The organism is Rufibacter sp. LB8 (genome assembly GCF_014876185.1).
Classification (GTDB): Bacteria; Bacteroidota; Bacteroidia; order Cytophagales; family Hymenobacteraceae; genus Nibribacter.
Genome location: NZ_JADALJ010000001.1, coordinates 336,245 through 354,203 on the forward strand (window position 1 = coordinate 336,245; position 17,959 = coordinate 354,203).

A 17,959-nucleotide genomic window follows, 5' to 3' on the forward strand; every position below is an offset into this window, starting at 1 on the left:
GGAGAAGGTACGTTATTTTTTAGTGCGGGCCTTCGTGGTTACCTGCACGGCCTTCATATTGTCTTTCATTTCCCAGTCAATTAACAAGTTGTTCGGGTCAATGCCTGCTTTGGCAGGTTGTATTGGTACTTGTACCGTTATGGTTTGTACCCCTGTTTTTATACGGTGCTTTTGTAGGTAAAGTGGTTTCTGCGTTTCTCCTTTTTTGTTGTCATCACCGTACACCCCAATTTCCACCCAGTCTGCCATGGGCAATTTGGTTTCCACGCCTATGCTGTCCACGGCAAATTTTCTCGCTTGCACGGTGAGCGTCACTTGCCAGGTACCCTTGTTGGTTGGCTTTGCGGTGGCTTGGTCTGTTTTAAGATCCCAGAACGTGTTCTTCTCGAAAAAATCATGCAGCAGGGGTTTCAGGCTATCTGGCGTGGCCACCTGCAATTCGTGGAACAGGTCTAAGGAGGTAGGGTAGGGAGGCTTTCCTGAAGCGTGCTTTTTCAGCAAACTCCGAAGGGCACCATCTACGCGGTCCTTGCCCATGTAGCGGCTCAAAGCATACAAGACCATGGGGCCTTTACGGTAGTTGTGGTAAAAATCGGTGGCTTGGAGCAGTGGGACCGATGCTTTGGTTTTCGGGACCTCGTATTCCTCCCGCAAAAAGCGCAGCAGTTTCTCTAGATGGGCGGGACTGTACTTTTCCTCCAGCATGCCCAAAGCGGAGTACCAGGCCAGACCTTCAGAAAGGATGCCTGCGCCTTCCACCAAGGCCGGGTCTACCTGATTGCCCCACCATTGGTGCGCTATTTCATGGGCCACAACGGCGGTGACCAGGTCAAATTCGCGTTCGTCCTGCTGGGTGTTCAAGAGGAAAAAGCCTTCCTGCGCGGTAATATTGATGGGCGCTGCGTGGTTCCCAAAGCCATGCCCGGGAAAGGACACAAACCGTAACTGCCGGTGCGGGTACGGGCCGAACCGCTGCGTGTAATACTCCAAAGAAGCCTGCGCGCTCTGCGCCATGCGGTCTACATTTAAGGTTTGGCTGGGGTCATAGTAAATCTGGATCACCACATCTCTCCACTGTTTTTCATGCACCGCGTAGTTCGCCGAGAAAAAGTTGTATTCGTTCCGGATGGGCGTATCTGTCACGTAGTGGAAGTAGTTGCGGCGGCCTTTGGTCCAGGTGCGGCGCAAGGCCCCTGGTCCCACCACGGTTTGGCCGGCCTGGGTACCCACCACCGCATCTACCAACACACGCTCCGCAAACGGGGAGGTAAGGCGCGCCTTTTCATCATAGAGGGAAGCGGTAACAGGCCGTGGGGCAAGGCCAAACTCTTTTCTGGCACCGGCAGCATCTACTTCCCGATACTCTTGATAGCCAATGGAGGGCAAATATTCGTAATTCCGGAAGTTGGTGCTGTGGGCCATGACGGAGGCATCTACACCGGTATTTGTAAAACCTGTAGCTTTGGAATGCACGGCAAAGCTGAGTTGCAAGGAGTCGCCGGGTTGGAGCGGGGTTTGCAGGGCGTAGATGCGGTGTCTTAATTTTTCATGGGTTAAAAGAATTTTTGCTGGCTGGTCAAAGGCAATGTTCGTGGTTTGAACGCCCGGCGTGGTGTTCAGATGGATAGAGTCAATGGCTACGTTGGTGCGGTTTACCAGGAAATACGTGGCCTGAATGTCAACTTCTTGTTGTTCAGGATAAATCTCTACGTGCAATTTGGCCTTGGTCAGGACAGGTTGCGGGCTGTCTTTGTAGCGCCGGTAATGCTTTTCATAATCAGCGCGTTCCTGCATGCTTTCTTGGGAAGATATGTAGTCATTCAGCACGTGGGTGTTATAGAAAATGAAACTTCCCAAGCTGAGGACAAGCCCTGCCGCCACCATAGTCACCAATGCCGTGGAACGGGTGAACCGCTGCCGCGCCAGTTGTATTCTTAAGGAGAAGCTGCCTTGGCGGCTACGGACCCAGAACAGTTTAGCGGCCACGGCCAGCAGGGCCGCCCAGGCTACCCAATACACTTTAAACCACACCCACGGCGCCAAAGAAACACCAAAGCCCACCATGTTGGTGTAAGACCAATTAGGGCTGGCGCTGTAGACCAGGAGTTTGTGCTCAAGGCCCAGGTTAGGCGCCAGCAAAAGGAACCCATAAACCAGCAATGCCACCAAATGCGCCACAAATTTCTGGTTAACCAACACGTGCACCAAAAGCGCCAGCACCACAAACAAAAGACAGTCCACTAACTGTAACCCGAAAAAGCCTTGCAGGTAAAGCACTATATCCGGACTTCCGCCTCTGGCTAATTGCGCCAATACGGCGGCGGTCATTAAAAAGGCCAGCCAGCACACCATCATGAAACCAAGCGCCAAAAACTTACTCAGAAACAGCACCCATTCGGGCACAGGCGCGGCATGCGAAATTTCGCTCAGGCCCGTTTCCCGCTCCCGCCACACCAACTCCCCGGCGTAGAAAATGGTGAGTAGCGCGATGACAATGTATAAGAAGTCAATCTCCGTGAGAGAAGCCGTCAAGATGTGTAGCAGATAATCGGTTCTGGGGAGCAGCGGAACGCCTTTGGCTTTGAGGTTTCCTTCCAAAGCCAGGGCCGCACACAACGCCAGCGCCGCCAGCAGCGGAAGCCCGGTGAAACTTCTGCCAATTTGTAAAAAGCCTTTCCAGGTGAGGAGGCGCAGCTGGCGCAGATGTGTGGGCCACCCGAAAATTCCCATGATTTGCGGCAATGTTTTCTCCAGACCGGCGCTTCCCCAGGTCAGACTTGTATGGGAGGTTTCCGGCTGCAGGACTTGTTTCCGTTTTTGGGCTCTGTTTGGCAAATGGAAGCTAAACTGGACATACGTAAATAGAAGCATACCCACCGCTATGACCAGCCAAAGTATTCGGTTTAAAAGCAAGGGGCCTTCCAAAACCAGCAGACGCGTGTTTTTTTCCAGCGGGCTCCATTCATTGGACAACTGACTTTGAATGGGCGTAAACCCGACGGGGTCAATTAAATCGCCCCAGATTCCTTTGTTTTGCAACACCTGGCCCAGAATGAACGCCGCTACAAATAATATAGCCCCCACCAGATAGCTGGCCATGGATCGTTTGGTAAGCGCCGCCAGCGAGAACTGAAGGGCCGTTACAATAAAAGTGTTGGGCAGAATAAGGTAGAAAATAGTGGTCAGGTAAGCCGATAACCGGAACGGTCCCAAAATCTCAGGTTCCACGCCCGTGCCGTAAATAGCAATTAATAATCCCAATGGAATGCCCAGCAGAACAATGGCATTCAGCAGAAAAGCGGCCAGCAACCTGCCGCCCAAATACTCTACTTTTGGGGTGGGGGCGGTGTAGGTGAGGGAGAACATGCGCGTCTCCACATCACGGGCCGCCGCATCACCTGCCACAGACGCGCCTACCAACAGCCACACCACCATGCACAAAACGGTCACCGCGCCAAGCACGATGGGTGAATTGACCATGAAATACCCATCGCGCGCATCATGAATGTAATTGCCTATGATCCAGAGAAAAGCCAGCACCAACTGTACCAGAAAATAAAGCCAGGTAGTGACACTTCGTAGGCCATAGCTGAATTCTAAGCCAAAAATCTTCCAGAACTTCATAGCTGCACCACCTCCTTCACTGGCTGCGGCTGTCCATAATTGCCCGTCATGGTGGCGAAGTACACGTCCTCCAAATCTGGTTCTGCTTGCTCAAAGCCATCGCCGGGGTTTCCCTCACTGTAGACATGCACCATGGTGCGCCCGCTCAAGAGTTTGGCCGAGATGACTTGATGTTCCTGCTCCAATGCTGACAGTGCATTTTTGTCGGTTAGTTTGCGCCAGATTTTGCCGTTCAGATTGGCTACCGCTTGTTGGGTGTTGGCTTGTAGGAGAATCTGCCCTTTGTTGATGATGGCCATATTGGTGCAGAGCTCAGACACATCTTCCACAATATGAGTTGAAAGGAGAACCACGCTGTTCTCACCCACTTCGCTTAACAAATTCAGGAAACGCACACGCTCCGCGGGGTCCAGGCCAGCGGTGGGTTCGTCTACAATTAAGAGTTTAGGATTGCCCAGCAGCGCCACCGCCACCCCAAACCGCTGTTTCATGCCCCCTGAGAAGCCGCCCAGTTTCTGTTTGCGCTTGTCCCAGAGGTTGGTATGTTGGAGCAAGCCTTTGGTGACTTCATGGCGGGCAGCGCGTTGCGTAATGCCCTTGAGCACAGCAAAGTAGTCCAGCATTTCCTGTGCGGTTGCTTTAGGGTACACCCCAAATTCCTGCGGCAGATACCCCAATGTTTGGCGAACCTCTTCTTTCTGGCGCAGCACATCTAGTTCGCCTAAAAAAATCTGTCCTTCATCGGGTTCCTGCAGGGTGGCCAACGTGCGCATAAGCGTTGATTTTCCGGCGCCGTTAGGGCCCAACAACCCGTACATGCCCACCGGAATTTCTAAGTTGATATTGCTTAAGGCCTGCACGCCGTTGGCGTAGGTCTTGGAGACGTTGTTAATCTTTAAGGTCAGTGGTTTGTTTTCCATGGGTTCAGGCTTGGGTGTTGCGCGCGGTGGACAAGTGCGTTTTCGGGCTCGTTTCTGGAAATGAAGCCGAAAACAGGAATTCCCTCCACCGTTCTGTAAAAGAACCTGCTGCCAGGCCGCGCACCAAAACCAATATGCTACCGCGGGAAAGTAATCTGCCAAAGGCGGTTTTGCACCCGTGAATGCGTTGGCAGGCTTTGGCTGGGCTTTGGTAGATTGGGAGAGAGGGCTCGTCGAGCAAGTGGTGCGCGAGTAGGCAGAAATTATACCTTTGTTGTATGAACCGCATTAAAAGGGTATTCACGCTGATTCACCTGGGGCTCTGGACGCTGTTCGGCCTGTTGTTGGCCTTGCAGCTCAGCCAGGAGAACGGGCATTGGCGCACCATGACCCTTGGGTTTCTCTTAACCTGCCTGTATGTTTTTTACAGCCATTTCATTCTGCTCACCCGCTACCTGGGCAAGAACCAAAAGAAAGCCTATTTCGGAAAGTTGGCCGTCATCATGGTCACCGGGCCTATCCCTTTCTTAATTTTTCATTACCGGAAACTAGACACCTGGGACCCTTTCATTGAGCATTATAGCATCACCTTTTTCACCAGCGTACCCGCGTTTCTCTTTCTCAGTTGGCTGGCCCGGGTCACCGAGAATCTGGTCATCAACACCATCAAAAAGGAGCAATTGGAAAAACAGGCCGTAGAGGCAGAACTGCATTATCTCAAGTCACAGATCAACCCACATTTTCTGTTCAACACGCTCAACAACATTCACACGCTGGTGTACAAGCAGGCACCGGCCGCGCCGGAGGCGGTGATGCGTCTGGCGTCTTTGATGCGCTACATGATTTATGAATCCAACTCCACGGTGGTGCCGCTCTCTAGGGAAATGACGTATCTGCAGGATTATATTGGGTTGCAGCAGCTTCGGTACAAAAACAGCCCGGTGGTGGATTTACAAACCCTAGGCGACCTGGAATCTTGCCAGATTGCCCCGCTGCTGTTCATTCATTTGCTGGAAAACGCCTACAAGCACAGCCCCGCGCGGCTGGAGCCGGGAGCCATCAAGGTCAGCATTGTGCGGGAAGTAGACTCGCTCCGTTTCACCATCCAGAACCCGATTACTAAAAACCCCGGCAACAGGCTGGAAGAACCGGGTGGCATAGGGCTTCCGAATGTCAGGAAAAGGTTAGCTTTGCTGTACCCAGACCAACACCGCCTGGAGGTTTCCAGCGCGGGCGAAGTCTTCACCATCACGTTGCAAATTCACGGTCTTCACGCACAGGTTCATGAAGGAAAAGCTCACCTGCTATATCATTGATGACGAGCACCTGGCCCAGGAAATTCTGGAAGCGTACATCGGCAAAGTCCCGTTCCTGGAACTGAAAGGTACTTTTTTTAGTCCGCTGGAGGCTGCCCCGCACCTGGAGAAAGACAAACCCGACCTGCTTTTCCTGGACATCAACATGCCAGACCTGGACGGGCTCAGCTTTATTCCCATGCTCAACCCCAGGCCCCTGATTATCCTCACCACCGCCTATGACCAATACGCCCTCAAAGCGTTTGACCTGGAAGTGAAGGATTACCTGGTGAAACCTTTCCCGTTTGAGCGGTTTTACAAAGGTGTTTTAAGGCTGTATCAGGAACAAAGCCCCAGGTCGCTATCGATTAAAGAGGAAGTGAAAACGATGCCAAAACCTGAGCAAGCGTATCTTTTCCTGAAAGTGGGCCACCGCATCCAGAAAATTGCCATACGTGACATTCTTTTTGTGGAAGGCATGAAAGATTACCTGCGGCTGCACCTGTTAAAGGAAAAAATCATGACGCTGCTGAGCTTCGCGAAATTGGAGGGGCTCTTGCCCGCCCAGGATTTCGCGCGTGTGCACCGTTCTTACCTGGTGGCCATTGACAAAATAGACCACATTGAGAAAAACCGCATCCAAATCGCTGACCAAATCATTCCCATCAGTGACACGTACAGCGAGGCTTTCTACAAGAAATTAAAGGGTTTCCTGTAATTCATTGGTACATAAAAAATTCCCGTTTTCGGGCTCATTTCCAGAAATGAGCCCGAAAACGGGAATTCTACCTAGCTGCCTATAATTCTTTACAAGTGAGTTGAAAGGACTGGCTCTTTCACCACGGCCACCCCGGCGGCGGCGATGCCTTTAAAGCCTTCCTGCACATTGATGAGCTGGTCAAACCCGCGCGCTTTCAAGATAGAGGCCGCAATCATAGACCGGTAACCGCCCGCACAGTACAGGTACACTTCCTGGTTTTTCGGGAATTCTGACAGGTGTTGGTTGATGAAATCCAGGGGTGTGTTTACCGCGGTGGCCACGTGTTCTGCATTGAATTCTGAAGGCTTACGCACGTCAAAAAGAGACAGGTCATTGGTTTGGGAAAAGCGCTGCGCAAATGCATCGGGCGAAATAGACTTGATGGTATCTGTTTCTTTTCCGGCTGCATGCCAACTGGCAAAACCGCCTTGCAAATAACCTATGGTGTGGTCATAGCCCACGCGGGCCAGGCGGGTGATGACTTCTTCCTCGCGGCCTGGTTCTGTGACCAGTAAAATAGGTTGCTGTATATCTGGAATAAGGGTGCCCACCCAAGGCGCAAAGCCGCCGTCTATGCCAATGTTAATGGCGTTGGGAATGAAGCCTTTGGCGAAGACCTCGGGTTTTCTGGTATCCAGCACCAAGGCACCGGTTTCATTGGCAGCCGCCTCAAAAGCTGCTGGGGCAAGAGGTTGTAAGCCCTGCGCCATGACCTGGTTGATGGGAGCGTAGCCTAATTTGTTTAGCTGCACATTAAGCGGGAAATAGCTGGGCGGCGGGGCCAGGCCGTGCAGCACCTCGCGCACAAATTCATCCTTCGTCATGTCTGTCCGAAGGGCGTAGTTGGTCTTTTTCTGATTGCCCAGCGTGTCAACGGTTTCTTTGCTCATGTGTTTCCCGCAGGCAGAACCGGCCCCGTGCGCGGGGTACACCAGCACGTCATCAGACAAGGGCATAATTTTGGACCGGATTGAGTCAAATAGAAGCCCTGCCAGTTGCTCCTGCGTGAGGTCAGATTTAGCGGCCAAATCTGGCCGACCCACATCTCCAATGAACAGCGTGTCCCCGGAGAAAAGGGCGCAGGGCTTGCCGGTTTCATCTTTCAGCAGGTAACAGGTAGATTCAAGGGTATGGCCCGGCGTGTGCAGCACTTGCAGGGTTAAAGATCCAACCTTGAGTTCTTCCCCGTCTTGGGCAATGTGCGCGGCATAGGTGGTTTGGGCGTTAGGCCCGAATACAATGGTAGCGCCGCTTTCCTTGGCCAGGTCCACATGTCCGCTCACAAAGTCGGCGTGAAAATGGGTTTCCAGCACGTATTTGATTTGGGCACCGTTTTTCGTGGCCCTGTCCAAGTAAGGTTGTACTTCCCGCAAAGGATCAATAATGGCGGCCTCGCCATTGCTTTCAATGTAATAGGCACCCTGCGCCAGGCAACCGGTATAGATCTGTTCTACTACCATAAGTGTTCGTAAAGATGGACTTCCCTGCAAAAGTACGTTTTTGTAAAAATTTTCAAATGATACACCAGCACCGGCACGGATAGAACAGACCCGCCCCCGCCAATCAAGCCCAATGAAAGGCCAATCAGCAAAGCAGCCAAGTAGCCTGCTATTTCCACACGTAAAAGGTAAGTCGTCCGCAGATTTGTGTCACTTTCTGGGCTTTTACTAAAGGGTTAGGGCCAGGTGGGCAAGGTAAGCATGAAGGTGGTGCCCTGGCCTACCTGGCTGGTGACGTGCACGTGGCCGCCCATGGCGTCTAGGTGACTTTTAACAAGGAACAAGCCAATGCCCCGGCCCTCTAACCCAACATGGAACCTTTTGTACAGCTTAAATAAGTTGCCCCGGGCCCGCTCCACATCAAAGCCAGAGCCGTTGTCGGTAAAGGTTAGCTCAATTTCATTTTTGAGCAGGTTCAGGGAACAAGAAATGGAAATGTGCAGCGGCCGTTCTTCTGCCTTGTATTTTATGGCGTTAGACAGAAGGTTGTAAAAAATGCTGTGCAGATAGGCTTTGTTGGCTTTGACCAGCAATCCCTCTGGTATTTCCTGTTGCACCAGGCCGCCTATTTGTGCCAACGGCCCCTGAAAGGTGGGCAATACCCGTTCCAGGGCTTCTTCTATGCAAACAGGTTCCAGTTCAAGGTAGCCGTCGCTGTCGCGTATGCCCAGCAGGGTGTTCAGGTCCAGCAGCACTTCATCTAGTTTAGACACGCTCTGGCTCAGGTAGTCCATGCCTTTTGCAAAAGCGTCTGAGTTTCTGTTGGTGCTCTTCAGCAGGTTGGTGAGGCCCAGCAAATTGGCCACCGGCCCCCTTAGGTTATGCGAGATGATGTAGGTGAATTCCTGCAGGTCTCTTTTTTGGCGGTATAGGTCTTTGGCCAGTTGGGAGAGCTCCAATTCTGAGTTTTTCAGGTTGGTGACATCTGTCTGCACCGCAATGAATTGGGTAATCTCGCCCTCGTCGTTCAGAATGGGGGTGATGTCCACGGAGAGCCACACTTCTTCGCCGTTTTTCTTCACGTTCAGGATTTCAAACGTAATCAATTCGCCGCCCAGCAATTTGGGCCATACTTTTTCATAGGCAGATTTGTCGGTTTTGGCGCTGTGCAGGAACTCTGACGGGCGTTGGCCCCTGGCTTCTTCCAACGTGTACCCGTACAAGCGCTCAAATCCTTCGTTCACCCATTCAATGTGCCAGTTCTTGTCTGCCAGCACCACGCTGTTGTTGGTGCGGCTGGCTACCAGCGAAAGCTTTTCCAGTTCTTGCCGGGAGGTCACCTGCTCTGTTATATCCTCAAAGTAAACAGATAGCCCATCTGCCGAAGGGTACGCTTTTACACTTAACCACATACCCATTTCTTTGAAAAAAGGGGTGAAATGGACTGGCGCACCCGTAGTTATGGCTTGGGTGTAGTGCTGGAAAAACTCGCCGCTTTTCTCTTCCGGGAAAATCTCCCAGATGCTTTTGCCCAGGTGCGTCGCTTTGTCCAGCCCTACCATCCGTTCGGCCTCTGAGTTGACATAGGTAATGAGCCAGTTGCGGTCCAGGGTCATGAACGCGTCTGTCATACTCTCAAAGATGGTGTTGAGTTTCTGCGCCTGCTGCTCAATGGTCTGGTAAGACTCCACCACCTGCGTGATGTCTTTGGAGATGGTCTGCGCGCCCATGACCTCGCCGTTCACCACAATGGGGAATTTAAGGGTGTCAAAAATGCGCTGCTCGCCCTGTACCTCAATTTTAAGGTCCTTCCGGAAGGCCTTGCCCTGTAGTACCTCCTTGATAATATGCTCTACTCTGGGTCTAAGGTCTGGGGGAAAGAAGGCTGATGCGGGCTGGTGGATGGCCTCTTCCGGGGTAACGTTCCAAGCCTGGCAGAAGCCTTGGTTTACTTCTGTGATCAGGCCGTTGCGGTCCTCCAGGAACACAATGTCTGGGTTGTTCTGGAAAAGCGCCTTGTACCGCTGCTCGCGTTCAGAGAGCTGCTGGCGCGTGGTCACCAACTCAGAAATATCACGGGCCACACTGTAGATCAGGCTGTCTTCCTCGGCCCATGACGCCGACCATAACAAGGGAATCACCCGGCCATCTTTGTGTATAAGACGGTTTTCAAAATTGCGCAGATGGGCTCCCTGCTTAATGACTTTGACGATGTCATGGGTGAGGTTTACATCATCTGGGTGCAGGAAATCTGAGAAATGCTTGCCTATCATTTCTGCGCTGGTGTAGCCCAGCACCATCAAACTGGCCTGGCTGGCGAAGGTGTAATACCCATCCCCGTCAAACGTACAAATGAGGTCTGGGCACACTTCCCCAAACTTCTCCCATTTAATGGTGCTTGCTTTATTATGTTTTGCCGGCGGGTCCTGGTCTCTCACTGGAATGGTTTTTACAACGAAAGATAGCAAATAATGTGCGGGGCGGCCAAAACGGCCTGGGTAGAATCGCGGGAATGGACCATGATTTTCTGTTTTAGGGCTCATTTCCAGAAATGAGCCCTAAAACAGAAAGTTGTCAGAAGTTTTTACGCACGGGAGAAGTAACCGGCGCCTCATGGAAAACTAGGTTTTAGACGCTACATTTTTGCCTGTGGCACTACCATCCCAAATTCTTATTCGTAAGTTTGTTTCACTGCCCCTTCATAAGAGCATGTTTAAATTTGTCTTTCGCACTGCAAACAGGCATCGCAAGAACCTGACTTTACCTTTTTATCGCACCATAGCGCTGCTATGCTGCTCAAAAAACGCTTCGTCAGAACCTTCCGCTCCCTGTTTTCGCTTGCAAAATCAAAATTTAAACAAGCTCTAACAGGAAGAAGCGGTTTTACTTTAAGATATCAAGATTCAATGGCGACAGGTTTACTTGCCTTATTAGATGATGTGGCGGCACTGGTGAAAGTGAGCGCGGCCAGTTTAGATGACGTACCAGCCCAGGTGGCCAAGACCACCGGAAAAGTGTCTGGTATTGTGATAGATGACACTGCCGTGACGCCCAAATACGTGGTGGGCCTGGACCCGGCCAGGGAATTATCCATCATCTTCCAGATTGCCAAGCGGTCTTTGATTAACAAAGTGCTCTTGCTGAGCCCGGCGGCCTTAATTCTGGGGTTCTTCGCGCCGTGGGCCATTCCGCCTATACTAATGTTGGGCGGGGCGTATCTGTGCTTTGAAGGGTATGAAAAAGTGCATTCCATGTTTGCCCCGCACCATGACCCGGCCGGCGAAACCCAAAACCTGGAAGTCATTACCCCCGAGGAACTGGAGAAGGAAAGAATTTCTGGCGCCATCAGGACAGACCTGATCCTGTCTGCCGAGATTGTGGCCATCACCTACGCCACCGTGGCCGAAACCAACTTGCTGAACCAGATTGTGGTCATGTTTGCCGTGGCTATTTTCATTACCGTGGCGGTGTACGGCTTTGTGGGCCTCATTGTAAAAGCAGATGACGTGGGCGTGCACCTGGCCAAGAAGAACAGCCCGGCTCTACAGCGGTTTGGGCGGGGCATTGTTAACTTCATGCCGCATTTTCTCAAAATTCTGGGCTACGTGGGCACGGCGGCCATGCTGTGGGTGGGCGCAGAGATCATTGCACACGGCATTCCGTTTACCAGTCACCTGTTGCATGACATAGAACTCGCTTTGGCCCACATTCCGGCCCTGGCTTGGTTCGCGAAAGCGTTTGCCTGCTTTTTGGGCGGCCTGGTAATTGGCTTTTTTATTGAGAAACTGGTGGTGCTGGCCAAGAAGCTGTTCAAGAAAAAGGCCTAAGGAAACCCGGAGTTTTACTTATGAATTTGGTGAAAGCTGAAGCTGGGTCTTCAGCTTTTCCATTTCTGCGCTGGTGAGGTGTCGCCACGTGCCCGGCTTTAAATCTCCCAGTTCCACAGAAACCACCCGCACCCGCACCAGTCGTTCCACCGCGTACCCCAGTTTATAGCACATGCGCCTGATCTGGCGGTTAAGGCCCTGCGTTAAAATAATGGCAAACGTGACCTCATCTACCTGCGTCACCTGGGCCGGGCGCGTGATTTTGCCCATAATGATGACGCCGGCGGCCATGGCAGCCAACATTTCTGCGGTGAGCGGTTTGTCTACGGTAACACGGTATTCTTTCTCCTGATGGGTTTCTGCGGGATTTATCTGGTTGTAAAAATGGCCGTCATTGGTAAGCAGCAACAAACCTTCAGATTCTTTGTCTAGCCGGCCGACCGGGAACACGCGGTGGGGGAGGTGGAGCGCTTCTGCCAGGTTGTTTTCTATACCTTGGTTGAGGGTGGACTCCACGCCGCGTGGTTTATAATAAGCCAGGTACAGGAATTCCGTAGTGGTTTTAATCACCTTTCCGTCCAGGGTCACCTCATCTGCGGGCAGTAGTTTCTGAGTTAGTTGTCCTTTCTGCCCGTTCACTAGCACCCGCCCGCTTAAAATGTGGGCCACCGCATCTTTGTTAGACAGGCCGGCTTTCTGCACCACAAAATACTGAAGCGAAGTCGTGAGGGTTTTCATAGAAGGGCCGGTAATTTTCCTGGGCAAAGATACGTCATTGAAGTGGCAAGCTTCCAAAAACAGCGGGGGTTCATCAACCAGACAGACTTTCCGTTTTTGGCCTCATTTCCGGAAACGGAGCCGAAAACGGAAATGTAGGAAAAGAATAATAGCCTTAATAGAAAACCAACTAAGGAGAACGAAGCAAAAAAGCTGCTATCAAAAAAATGATGAATTTTTGCAAGAAAATGCCAAAAATGTATATACTTGCAGCTCCGTAAGACGATTTTGTCCATGATTGTTGCAGCTGCCCGCCTCAGATAAAAAGGGCACCATTCCTTTCTTCTTAGTTCTACCAGACGCTCGCCCTGAGCCGTTTCTGGTTTCTGTCTGACTTATTTTCTTTCTATCATGGTCCAATTATCTTCTTCCCCAGGAAGAGTATCTTCTATATTTTCCCTTATCAAACAGGCCTTGCGCGGCGAAGAACTGGATTTTACCACGGGCAGCATCAGGCGGTCTGTCATTCTGCTGGCCATTCCCATGATGTTGGAAATGATCATGGAATCGGTGTTCGCACTGGTGGACCTGTATTTTGTGGGCCATTTGCACAACAGTTCCTACGCCATTCAAACGGTGGGGCTTACTGAGTCGGTGCTTACGGTGATTTACTCCCTGGCCATTGGCATCAGCATGGCCGCTACGGCCGTGGTTTCGCGGCGCATAGGCGAGAAAAACCCTGAAGCAGCCACCAAAGCGGGTATGCAGGCCATCTTGATTGCCGGAGCCGTGACGTTGGTGTTGAGCGTTTTAGGCGTGGTGTTCGCCACTGAGATTCTGCTCTTGATGGGCGCCTCGGCGGCCTCTGCCCAGATGGGCTCACCGTTCATGCAGCTCATGATGGGCAGCAGTTTGTTTATCATGCTCCTGTTCCTGATCAATGGTATTTTCAGGGGGGCGGGCAACGCGGCCATCGCTATGAAAAGTCTTTGGGTGGCCAACGTAGCCAACATCATTCTGTGCCCTATTTTTATCAATGGTTGGGGTCCGGTGCCGGCCTTTGGGTTAACGGGCGCTGCCATGGCCACTACTTTGGGCCGGGGCCTGGGCGTGGCCTACCAAATCTACCACCTTGCCAAGGGGAACAGTTCACTGCAAGTCAGGCTCCAACATTTCTTACCAGATTTTACCCAAATGAAAGCGCTGGCCCAAATTGCGGCCCCGGCGGTGTTGCAGTTTGTGATTGCCTCCTGCAGTTGGATTTTCCTGGCGAAGCTGGTGGCCACCACCGGCGGAGACCATGGCTCGGCGGGTTACCAGACGGCGCTGCGGTTATTGATGTTTTTCATTTTACCGGCCTGGGGTTTGAGCAACGCGGCGGCCACGCTGGTGGGCCAGAACCTGGGTGCCCAGAAGCTGGACCGCGCCGAGCAGGCCGTCCGGAAAACCGCCAAGTACAACGTTATTTTCATGGCTTTGGTCACGGTGATTAGTCTGGCAGGCGCTGAGTTCCTGGCTTCGTTTTTTACCAATGACCCGCAGGTGCAGGAAGTGGCGGTGCTGGCTATCAGGGTGATGAGTGTGGACTACGTGTTCTACGGCATTGGCATGGTATTAATCAATGCGTTCAACGGGGCAGGCGACACCTGGACGCCCACCTGGGTTAATTTAGGCGGCTTTTGGCTGTTTCAGATTCCGTTGGCGTATGTGCTGGCTACTACTTTTGCCTTGGGTCCGCTGGGCGTATTCATTGCCATTCCGGTGGCAGAAACGGCTATTACACTGGTTAGCATTGTATTGTTTAAACGCGGCAAGTGGAAAACTAAGCAAGTATAACATCCCTTTATATTATTCGGAGGAAAGCCCTTGTGTTCTTGCATAGGGGCTTTTCTTTTGCCATTCAGCCACAATTTTCTTTAAACCAGTTTCCGTTTTCGGGCTCATTTCCAGAAACGAGCCCGAAAACGGAAAGCTGTATTCCCTGGCCCGCCGTCTTTAAAAAATAATAAAATTTAATGTGGCTAGAAAGGTGTACCTTACATCAAACTGGTAATCTGACAATTACATACTTGGCGAGAATACTTTCCCCTGGCGCTTTTATAAGCCTTAAGCCGAGATGCCTCTTTCATTTCCCCACAGTTTTGCCATTAACCCTACGCCCATGAAAGAGAGTGAAAAAAGATACCGTCGGCTGATTGAAGCAAGCCTTGACTTGTTGGTGACCGTGAACCAGGAAGGCATTATTATTGACGCCAATGAAGCCACCACCACCTTTACCGGGGTGGAGCATAGCCAACTGCTGGGGGCAGATTTCTTTCCGTTTTTCTCTAACCCAGAGGCCGCGCGCCTCGTGTTCAAAGAAGTTATGGCGCAAGGCGCAGTGGTAGATGTGCCTTTGAGCATTAAGCATGTGAACGGTTCTCTTATTGATATCTCTTTTGTGGGTTCAGTCTATCAAGATGAGCAGGGGACCACGTTGGGCGCCGTGATTGTGGGCCGCGAAACCGGGGACCGCAACTGGGCCACTGAGCTGGGCATTGCCAACAAAGAACTGGCCTTTCAGCACAATGAAAAAGAAAAACGCGCCGATGAACTTAGTATCGCCAATGAGGAATTAGCCTTCCAGAACGATGAAAAAGGAAAACGCGCCGCCGAGCTGAGCATTGCCAATGATGAGTTAGCCTTCCAGAATGACGAGAAGGAGAAGCGTGCCCAGGAATTGAGCGTGGCCAACAAAGAACTCGCGTTCCAGAACGACGAAAAAGAAAAACGGGCCGCCGAACTCAGCATTGCCAACATTGAACTGGCGTTCCAGAACGATGAAAAAGAAAAGCGGGCGCAGGAATTGAGCGTTGCAAATACCGAGTTGGCGTTCCAAAACGACGAGAAAGAAAAGCGCGCCGCGGAATTAAGTATTGCCAACATTGAACTGGCGTTCCAGAACGATGAAAAAGAGAAACGTGCCGCGGAGTTAAGCGTCGCCAACAAAGAATTAGCGTTCCAGAACGATGAGAAAGAGAAACGCGCGCAGGAACTGAGCATCGCCAATACGGAACTCGCGTTCCAGAACGACGAGAAAGAAAAACGCGCCCAGGAACTGAGCATCGCCAACAAAGAATTGGCGTTCCAGAACGATGAGAAAGAGAAGCGGGCCCAGGAACTGAGCATCGCTAACAAAGAGCTGGCGTTTCAGAACGATGAAAAAGAAAAACGGGCCGCAGAATTAAGCATCGCCAACATTGAACTCGCGTTCCAGAACGAGGAAAAAGAAAAACGCGCCGCGGAGCTAGTCATTGCAAACAAAGAACTGGCTTTCCAGAATGACGAAAAAGTAAAGCGCGCCGCCGAACTCAGGGTGGCCAATTATGCCCGTGGGTTGATTGAGGCCAGTTTGGACCCGTTGGTGACCATCAGCCCCGAGGGCAAAATCACTGACATGAACCAGGCCACCGTGAAAGTCACCGGCTGGGACCGCGAACAGTTGATAGACTCAGACTTCTTCACCTATTTCACGGAGCCCCAAATGGCGCGGGAAGTGTACCAGGAAGTATTCGCCAAGGGCGCCGTGGCAGATTCGCCGCTCACGCTCAAGCACAAAGACGGCAAACTCACCGACGTGCTCTTCAACGGTTCTGTCTACCGCAATGACAAAGGCAAGGTGTTGGGTGTGGTGGTGGTGGCGCGTGACGTAACCGACCAGAAACGCATTGCCACTGAACTGATTGAAGCCAAAGTCGCCGCAGAATCAGCCACCGAACAAGCTGAGATGGCGCAGGCCAAAGCCGAACTGGCCACCCAAATTGCCGAAGACGCTGTGAAAGCCAAGCAGCAGTTTTTGAGCAACATGAGCCACGAAATAAGAACGCCCATGAACGCCATCATCGGGTTTACCAAAGTGGTGCTCAAAACCGAACTCACCGAGAAACAGCGCGAATATCTGAACGCCATCAAACTCAGCGGCGACGCCCTGATTGTTTTAATCAATGACATTCTGGACTTGGCCAAGGTAGATGCCGGCAAGATGACGTTTGAGCAGATACCGTTTAAGCTTTCGGCCTCTATTTTTGCCATGGTGCATCTGTTTGAGACCAAGATTCAGGAACGAAACCTGGAGTTGGTCATGGAATATGACCCCAAGATTCCGGAAGTGTTGGTGGGCGACCCCGTGCGGCTGCACCAGATTATTCTCAATTTGGTGAGCAACGCCGTGAAATTCACCACGCAAGGCACCATTACCGTGGGCGTACGCCTGCTGGTGCAAGACGAGCAAAAAGTGATTCTGGAATTCGCCGTCACAGACACCGGCATTGGTATTTCAGAGAAAAAACTGAGCACCGTGTTTGATAATTTCCAGCAGGCTACCAGTGACACGTCAAGGTTGTACGGCGGCACCGGCCTGGGTTTGGCCATTGTGAAAAACCTGGTGGAACCGCAGGGCGGCACCATTTCCGTGAAAAGCAAGCAAGGCGTTGGCTCTACGTTCAGTTTCATTCTGAGCTTCAACAAAACAGAAGAAAAAGCCGCCGCCGACCTTGGCCTGCACATTGAACTGGAAGCCGGTCTGAAAGACGTGAAAATTCTGGTGGTGGAGGACATTGCCTTGAACCAGTTGTTGATGAAGACTTTGCTGGAGGACTTCGGGTTTGAGATGGAAGTGGCCAACAACGGCGAGATTGCCATTGAGAAACTGAAGACCAACACCTATGACGTGGTTTTGATGGACCTGCAGATGCCCGTGATGAACGGGTTTGAAGCCACTACCTACATCAGGAACAAGCTCAAACTCAAAGTGCCCATCATTGCCCTCACCGCCGACGTGACCACCGTGGACGTGGAGAAATGCAAGGCTGTGGGCATGAATGACTACATCTCCAAACCCGTTGATGACAAGTTGCTTTACGCCAAAATTGTGAAGTACCTTAAAAACCCAGACTTGGCCAAAAACCTGGAACTACCGGAGCCTGAAGATTTGCAGAACCAGCCGCTGCGCTGCGTGAACTTTGAATACCTCAAGCGTATCACCAAAAACAAAGACCGCATGGTGGAGATGATTCAGCTGTACCTGCAGGAGATTCCGGGGTTGGTGCAGACCATGAAAAAAGCCATTGCCGGCCATAACTGGATCATTCTGCGCAACGCCACGCACTCCATCATTCCCACGTTCTCCACCATGGGCATCAACCCAGAGTTTGAGGACATCGCCAAAGCCATTCAGGCCCTGGCCGCCAACCAGATGACCATTGAAACCGGCGAGGAAGCCAGCGACGAAACCATGAACATGCTCTACACTTTGTTCGCCAAAATAGAAGACGTCTGCGCCCTGGCCGCCTCTGAACTGGAAGCTGAACTCTTGGAACTGAAATTGGTAACCTCGTAA

General features: G+C 51.8%; 10 protein-coding genes. 5 read left to right on the forward strand and 5 right to left on the reverse strand.

The window, feature by feature from the left end; all coding sequences use genetic code 11:
- Nucleotides 1-12: 12 nt before the first annotated feature.
- Nucleotides 13-3,624 carry a M1 family aminopeptidase gene (locus tag IMY23_RS01370; RefSeq protein ID WP_192820371.1) on the reverse strand — a complete coding sequence of 1,204 codons (3,612 nt, stop codon included), beginning with the start codon at nt 3,622-3,624 and terminating at the stop codon, nt 13-15.
- On the reverse strand, nt 3,621-4,544 hold the full coding sequence (locus tag IMY23_RS01375) for an ABC transporter ATP-binding protein (RefSeq protein ID WP_225986372.1): 924 nt from the start codon (nt 4,542-4,544) through the stop codon (nt 3,621-3,623). The genes IMY23_RS01370 and IMY23_RS01375 overlap by 4 nt, the downstream gene beginning before the upstream one ends.
- A gap of 278 nt (nt 4,545-4,822) precedes the next feature.
- Here IMY23_RS01375 and IMY23_RS01380 point away from each other — a divergent pair, with 278 nt between their 5' ends.
- Nucleotides 4,823-5,860 carry a sensor histidine kinase gene (locus IMY23_RS01380; protein WP_192820373.1) on the forward strand — a complete coding sequence of 346 codons (1,038 nt, stop codon included), beginning with the start codon at nt 4,823-4,825 and terminating at the stop codon, nt 5,858-5,860.
- Nucleotides 5,829-6,557, forward strand: coding sequence for a LytTR family DNA-binding domain-containing protein (locus tag IMY23_RS01385; protein WP_192820375.1), 729 nt, complete (start codon nt 5,829-5,831; stop codon nt 6,555-6,557). Before IMY23_RS01380 ends, IMY23_RS01385 begins: the two co-directional genes overlap by 32 nt.
- Before the next feature lie 89 nt (nt 6,558-6,646).
- Here the strand turns inward: IMY23_RS01385 and IMY23_RS01390 are convergent, their stop codons facing one another.
- Both IMY23_RS01390 and IMY23_RS01395 read right to left on the reverse strand, forming a co-directional pair.
- Nucleotides 6,647-8,059: a rhodanese-like domain-containing protein gene (locus IMY23_RS01390; RefSeq protein WP_192820377.1), complete on the reverse strand. Its 1,413-nt coding sequence runs from the start codon at nt 8,057-8,059 to the stop codon at nt 6,647-6,649.
- Nucleotides 8,060-8,274: 215 nt separating this feature from the next.
- Nucleotides 8,275-10,476: a PAS domain S-box protein gene (locus IMY23_RS01395; protein ID WP_192820379.1), complete on the reverse strand. Its 2,202-nt coding sequence runs from the start codon at nt 10,474-10,476 to the stop codon at nt 8,275-8,277.
- Between the two features lie 468 nt (nt 10,477-10,944).
- Between IMY23_RS01395 and IMY23_RS01400 the strand changes: the two genes are divergently transcribed.
- Complete coding sequence (locus IMY23_RS01400) at nt 10,945-11,865, forward strand: DUF808 domain-containing protein (protein WP_192820381.1); 921 nt, start codon at nt 10,945-10,947, stop codon at nt 11,863-11,865.
- A gap of 18 nt (nt 11,866-11,883) precedes the next feature.
- On the opposite strand, the gene IMY23_RS01405 is transcribed toward IMY23_RS01400, so the two are convergent.
- Nucleotides 11,884-12,603 (reverse strand): pseudouridine synthase, encoded by a 720-nt coding sequence (locus IMY23_RS01405; RefSeq protein ID WP_192820383.1) that lies wholly within the window; start codon nt 12,601-12,603, stop codon nt 11,884-11,886.
- Between the two features lie 390 nt (nt 12,604-12,993).
- On the opposite strand from IMY23_RS01405, the gene IMY23_RS01410 reads away from it, so the two are divergent.
- Both IMY23_RS01410 and IMY23_RS01415 read left to right on the forward strand, forming a co-directional pair.
- Entirely contained in the window at nt 12,994-14,418 is a 1,425-nt protein-coding gene (locus tag IMY23_RS01410; protein ID WP_192820385.1) for an MATE family efflux transporter, read from the forward strand.
- A gap of 325 nt (nt 14,419-14,743) precedes the next feature.
- Nucleotides 14,744-17,959 (forward strand): PAS domain S-box protein, encoded by a 3,216-nt coding sequence (locus IMY23_RS01415; protein ID WP_192820387.1) that lies wholly within the window; start codon nt 14,744-14,746, stop codon nt 17,957-17,959.

What these genes read in the sequence shown, in the direction of transcription:
- IMY23_RS01370 (WP_192820371.1), bottom strand. Translation starts at nt 3,624, where the DNA reads ATGAAGTTCTGGAAGATTTTTGGCTTAGAATTCAGCTATGGCCTACGA.
- IMY23_RS01375 (WP_225986372.1), bottom strand. Translation starts at nt 4,544, where the DNA reads ATGGAAAACAAACCACTGACCTTAAAGATTAACAACGTCTCCAAGACC.
- IMY23_RS01380 (WP_192820373.1), top strand. Translation starts at nt 4,823, where the DNA reads ATGAACCGCATTAAAAGGGTATTCACGCTGATTCACCTGGGGCTCTGG.
- IMY23_RS01385 (WP_192820375.1), top strand. Translation starts at nt 5,829, where the DNA reads ATGAAGGAAAAGCTCACCTGCTATATCATTGATGACGAGCACCTGGCC.
- IMY23_RS01390 (WP_192820377.1), bottom strand. Translation starts at nt 8,059, where the DNA reads ATGGTAGTAGAACAGATCTATACCGGTTGCCTGGCGCAGGGTGCCTAT.
- IMY23_RS01400 (WP_192820381.1), top strand. Translation starts at nt 10,945, where the DNA reads ATGGCGACAGGTTTACTTGCCTTATTAGATGATGTGGCGGCACTGGTG.
- IMY23_RS01405 (WP_192820383.1), bottom strand. Translation starts at nt 12,603, where the DNA reads ATGAAAACCCTCACGACTTCGCTTCAGTATTTTGTGGTGCAGAAAGCC.
- IMY23_RS01410 (WP_192820385.1), top strand. Translation starts at nt 12,994, where the DNA reads ATGGTCCAATTATCTTCTTCCCCAGGAAGAGTATCTTCTATATTTTCC.
- IMY23_RS01415 (WP_192820387.1), top strand. Translation starts at nt 14,744, where the DNA reads ATGAAAGAGAGTGAAAAAAGATACCGTCGGCTGATTGAAGCAAGCCTT.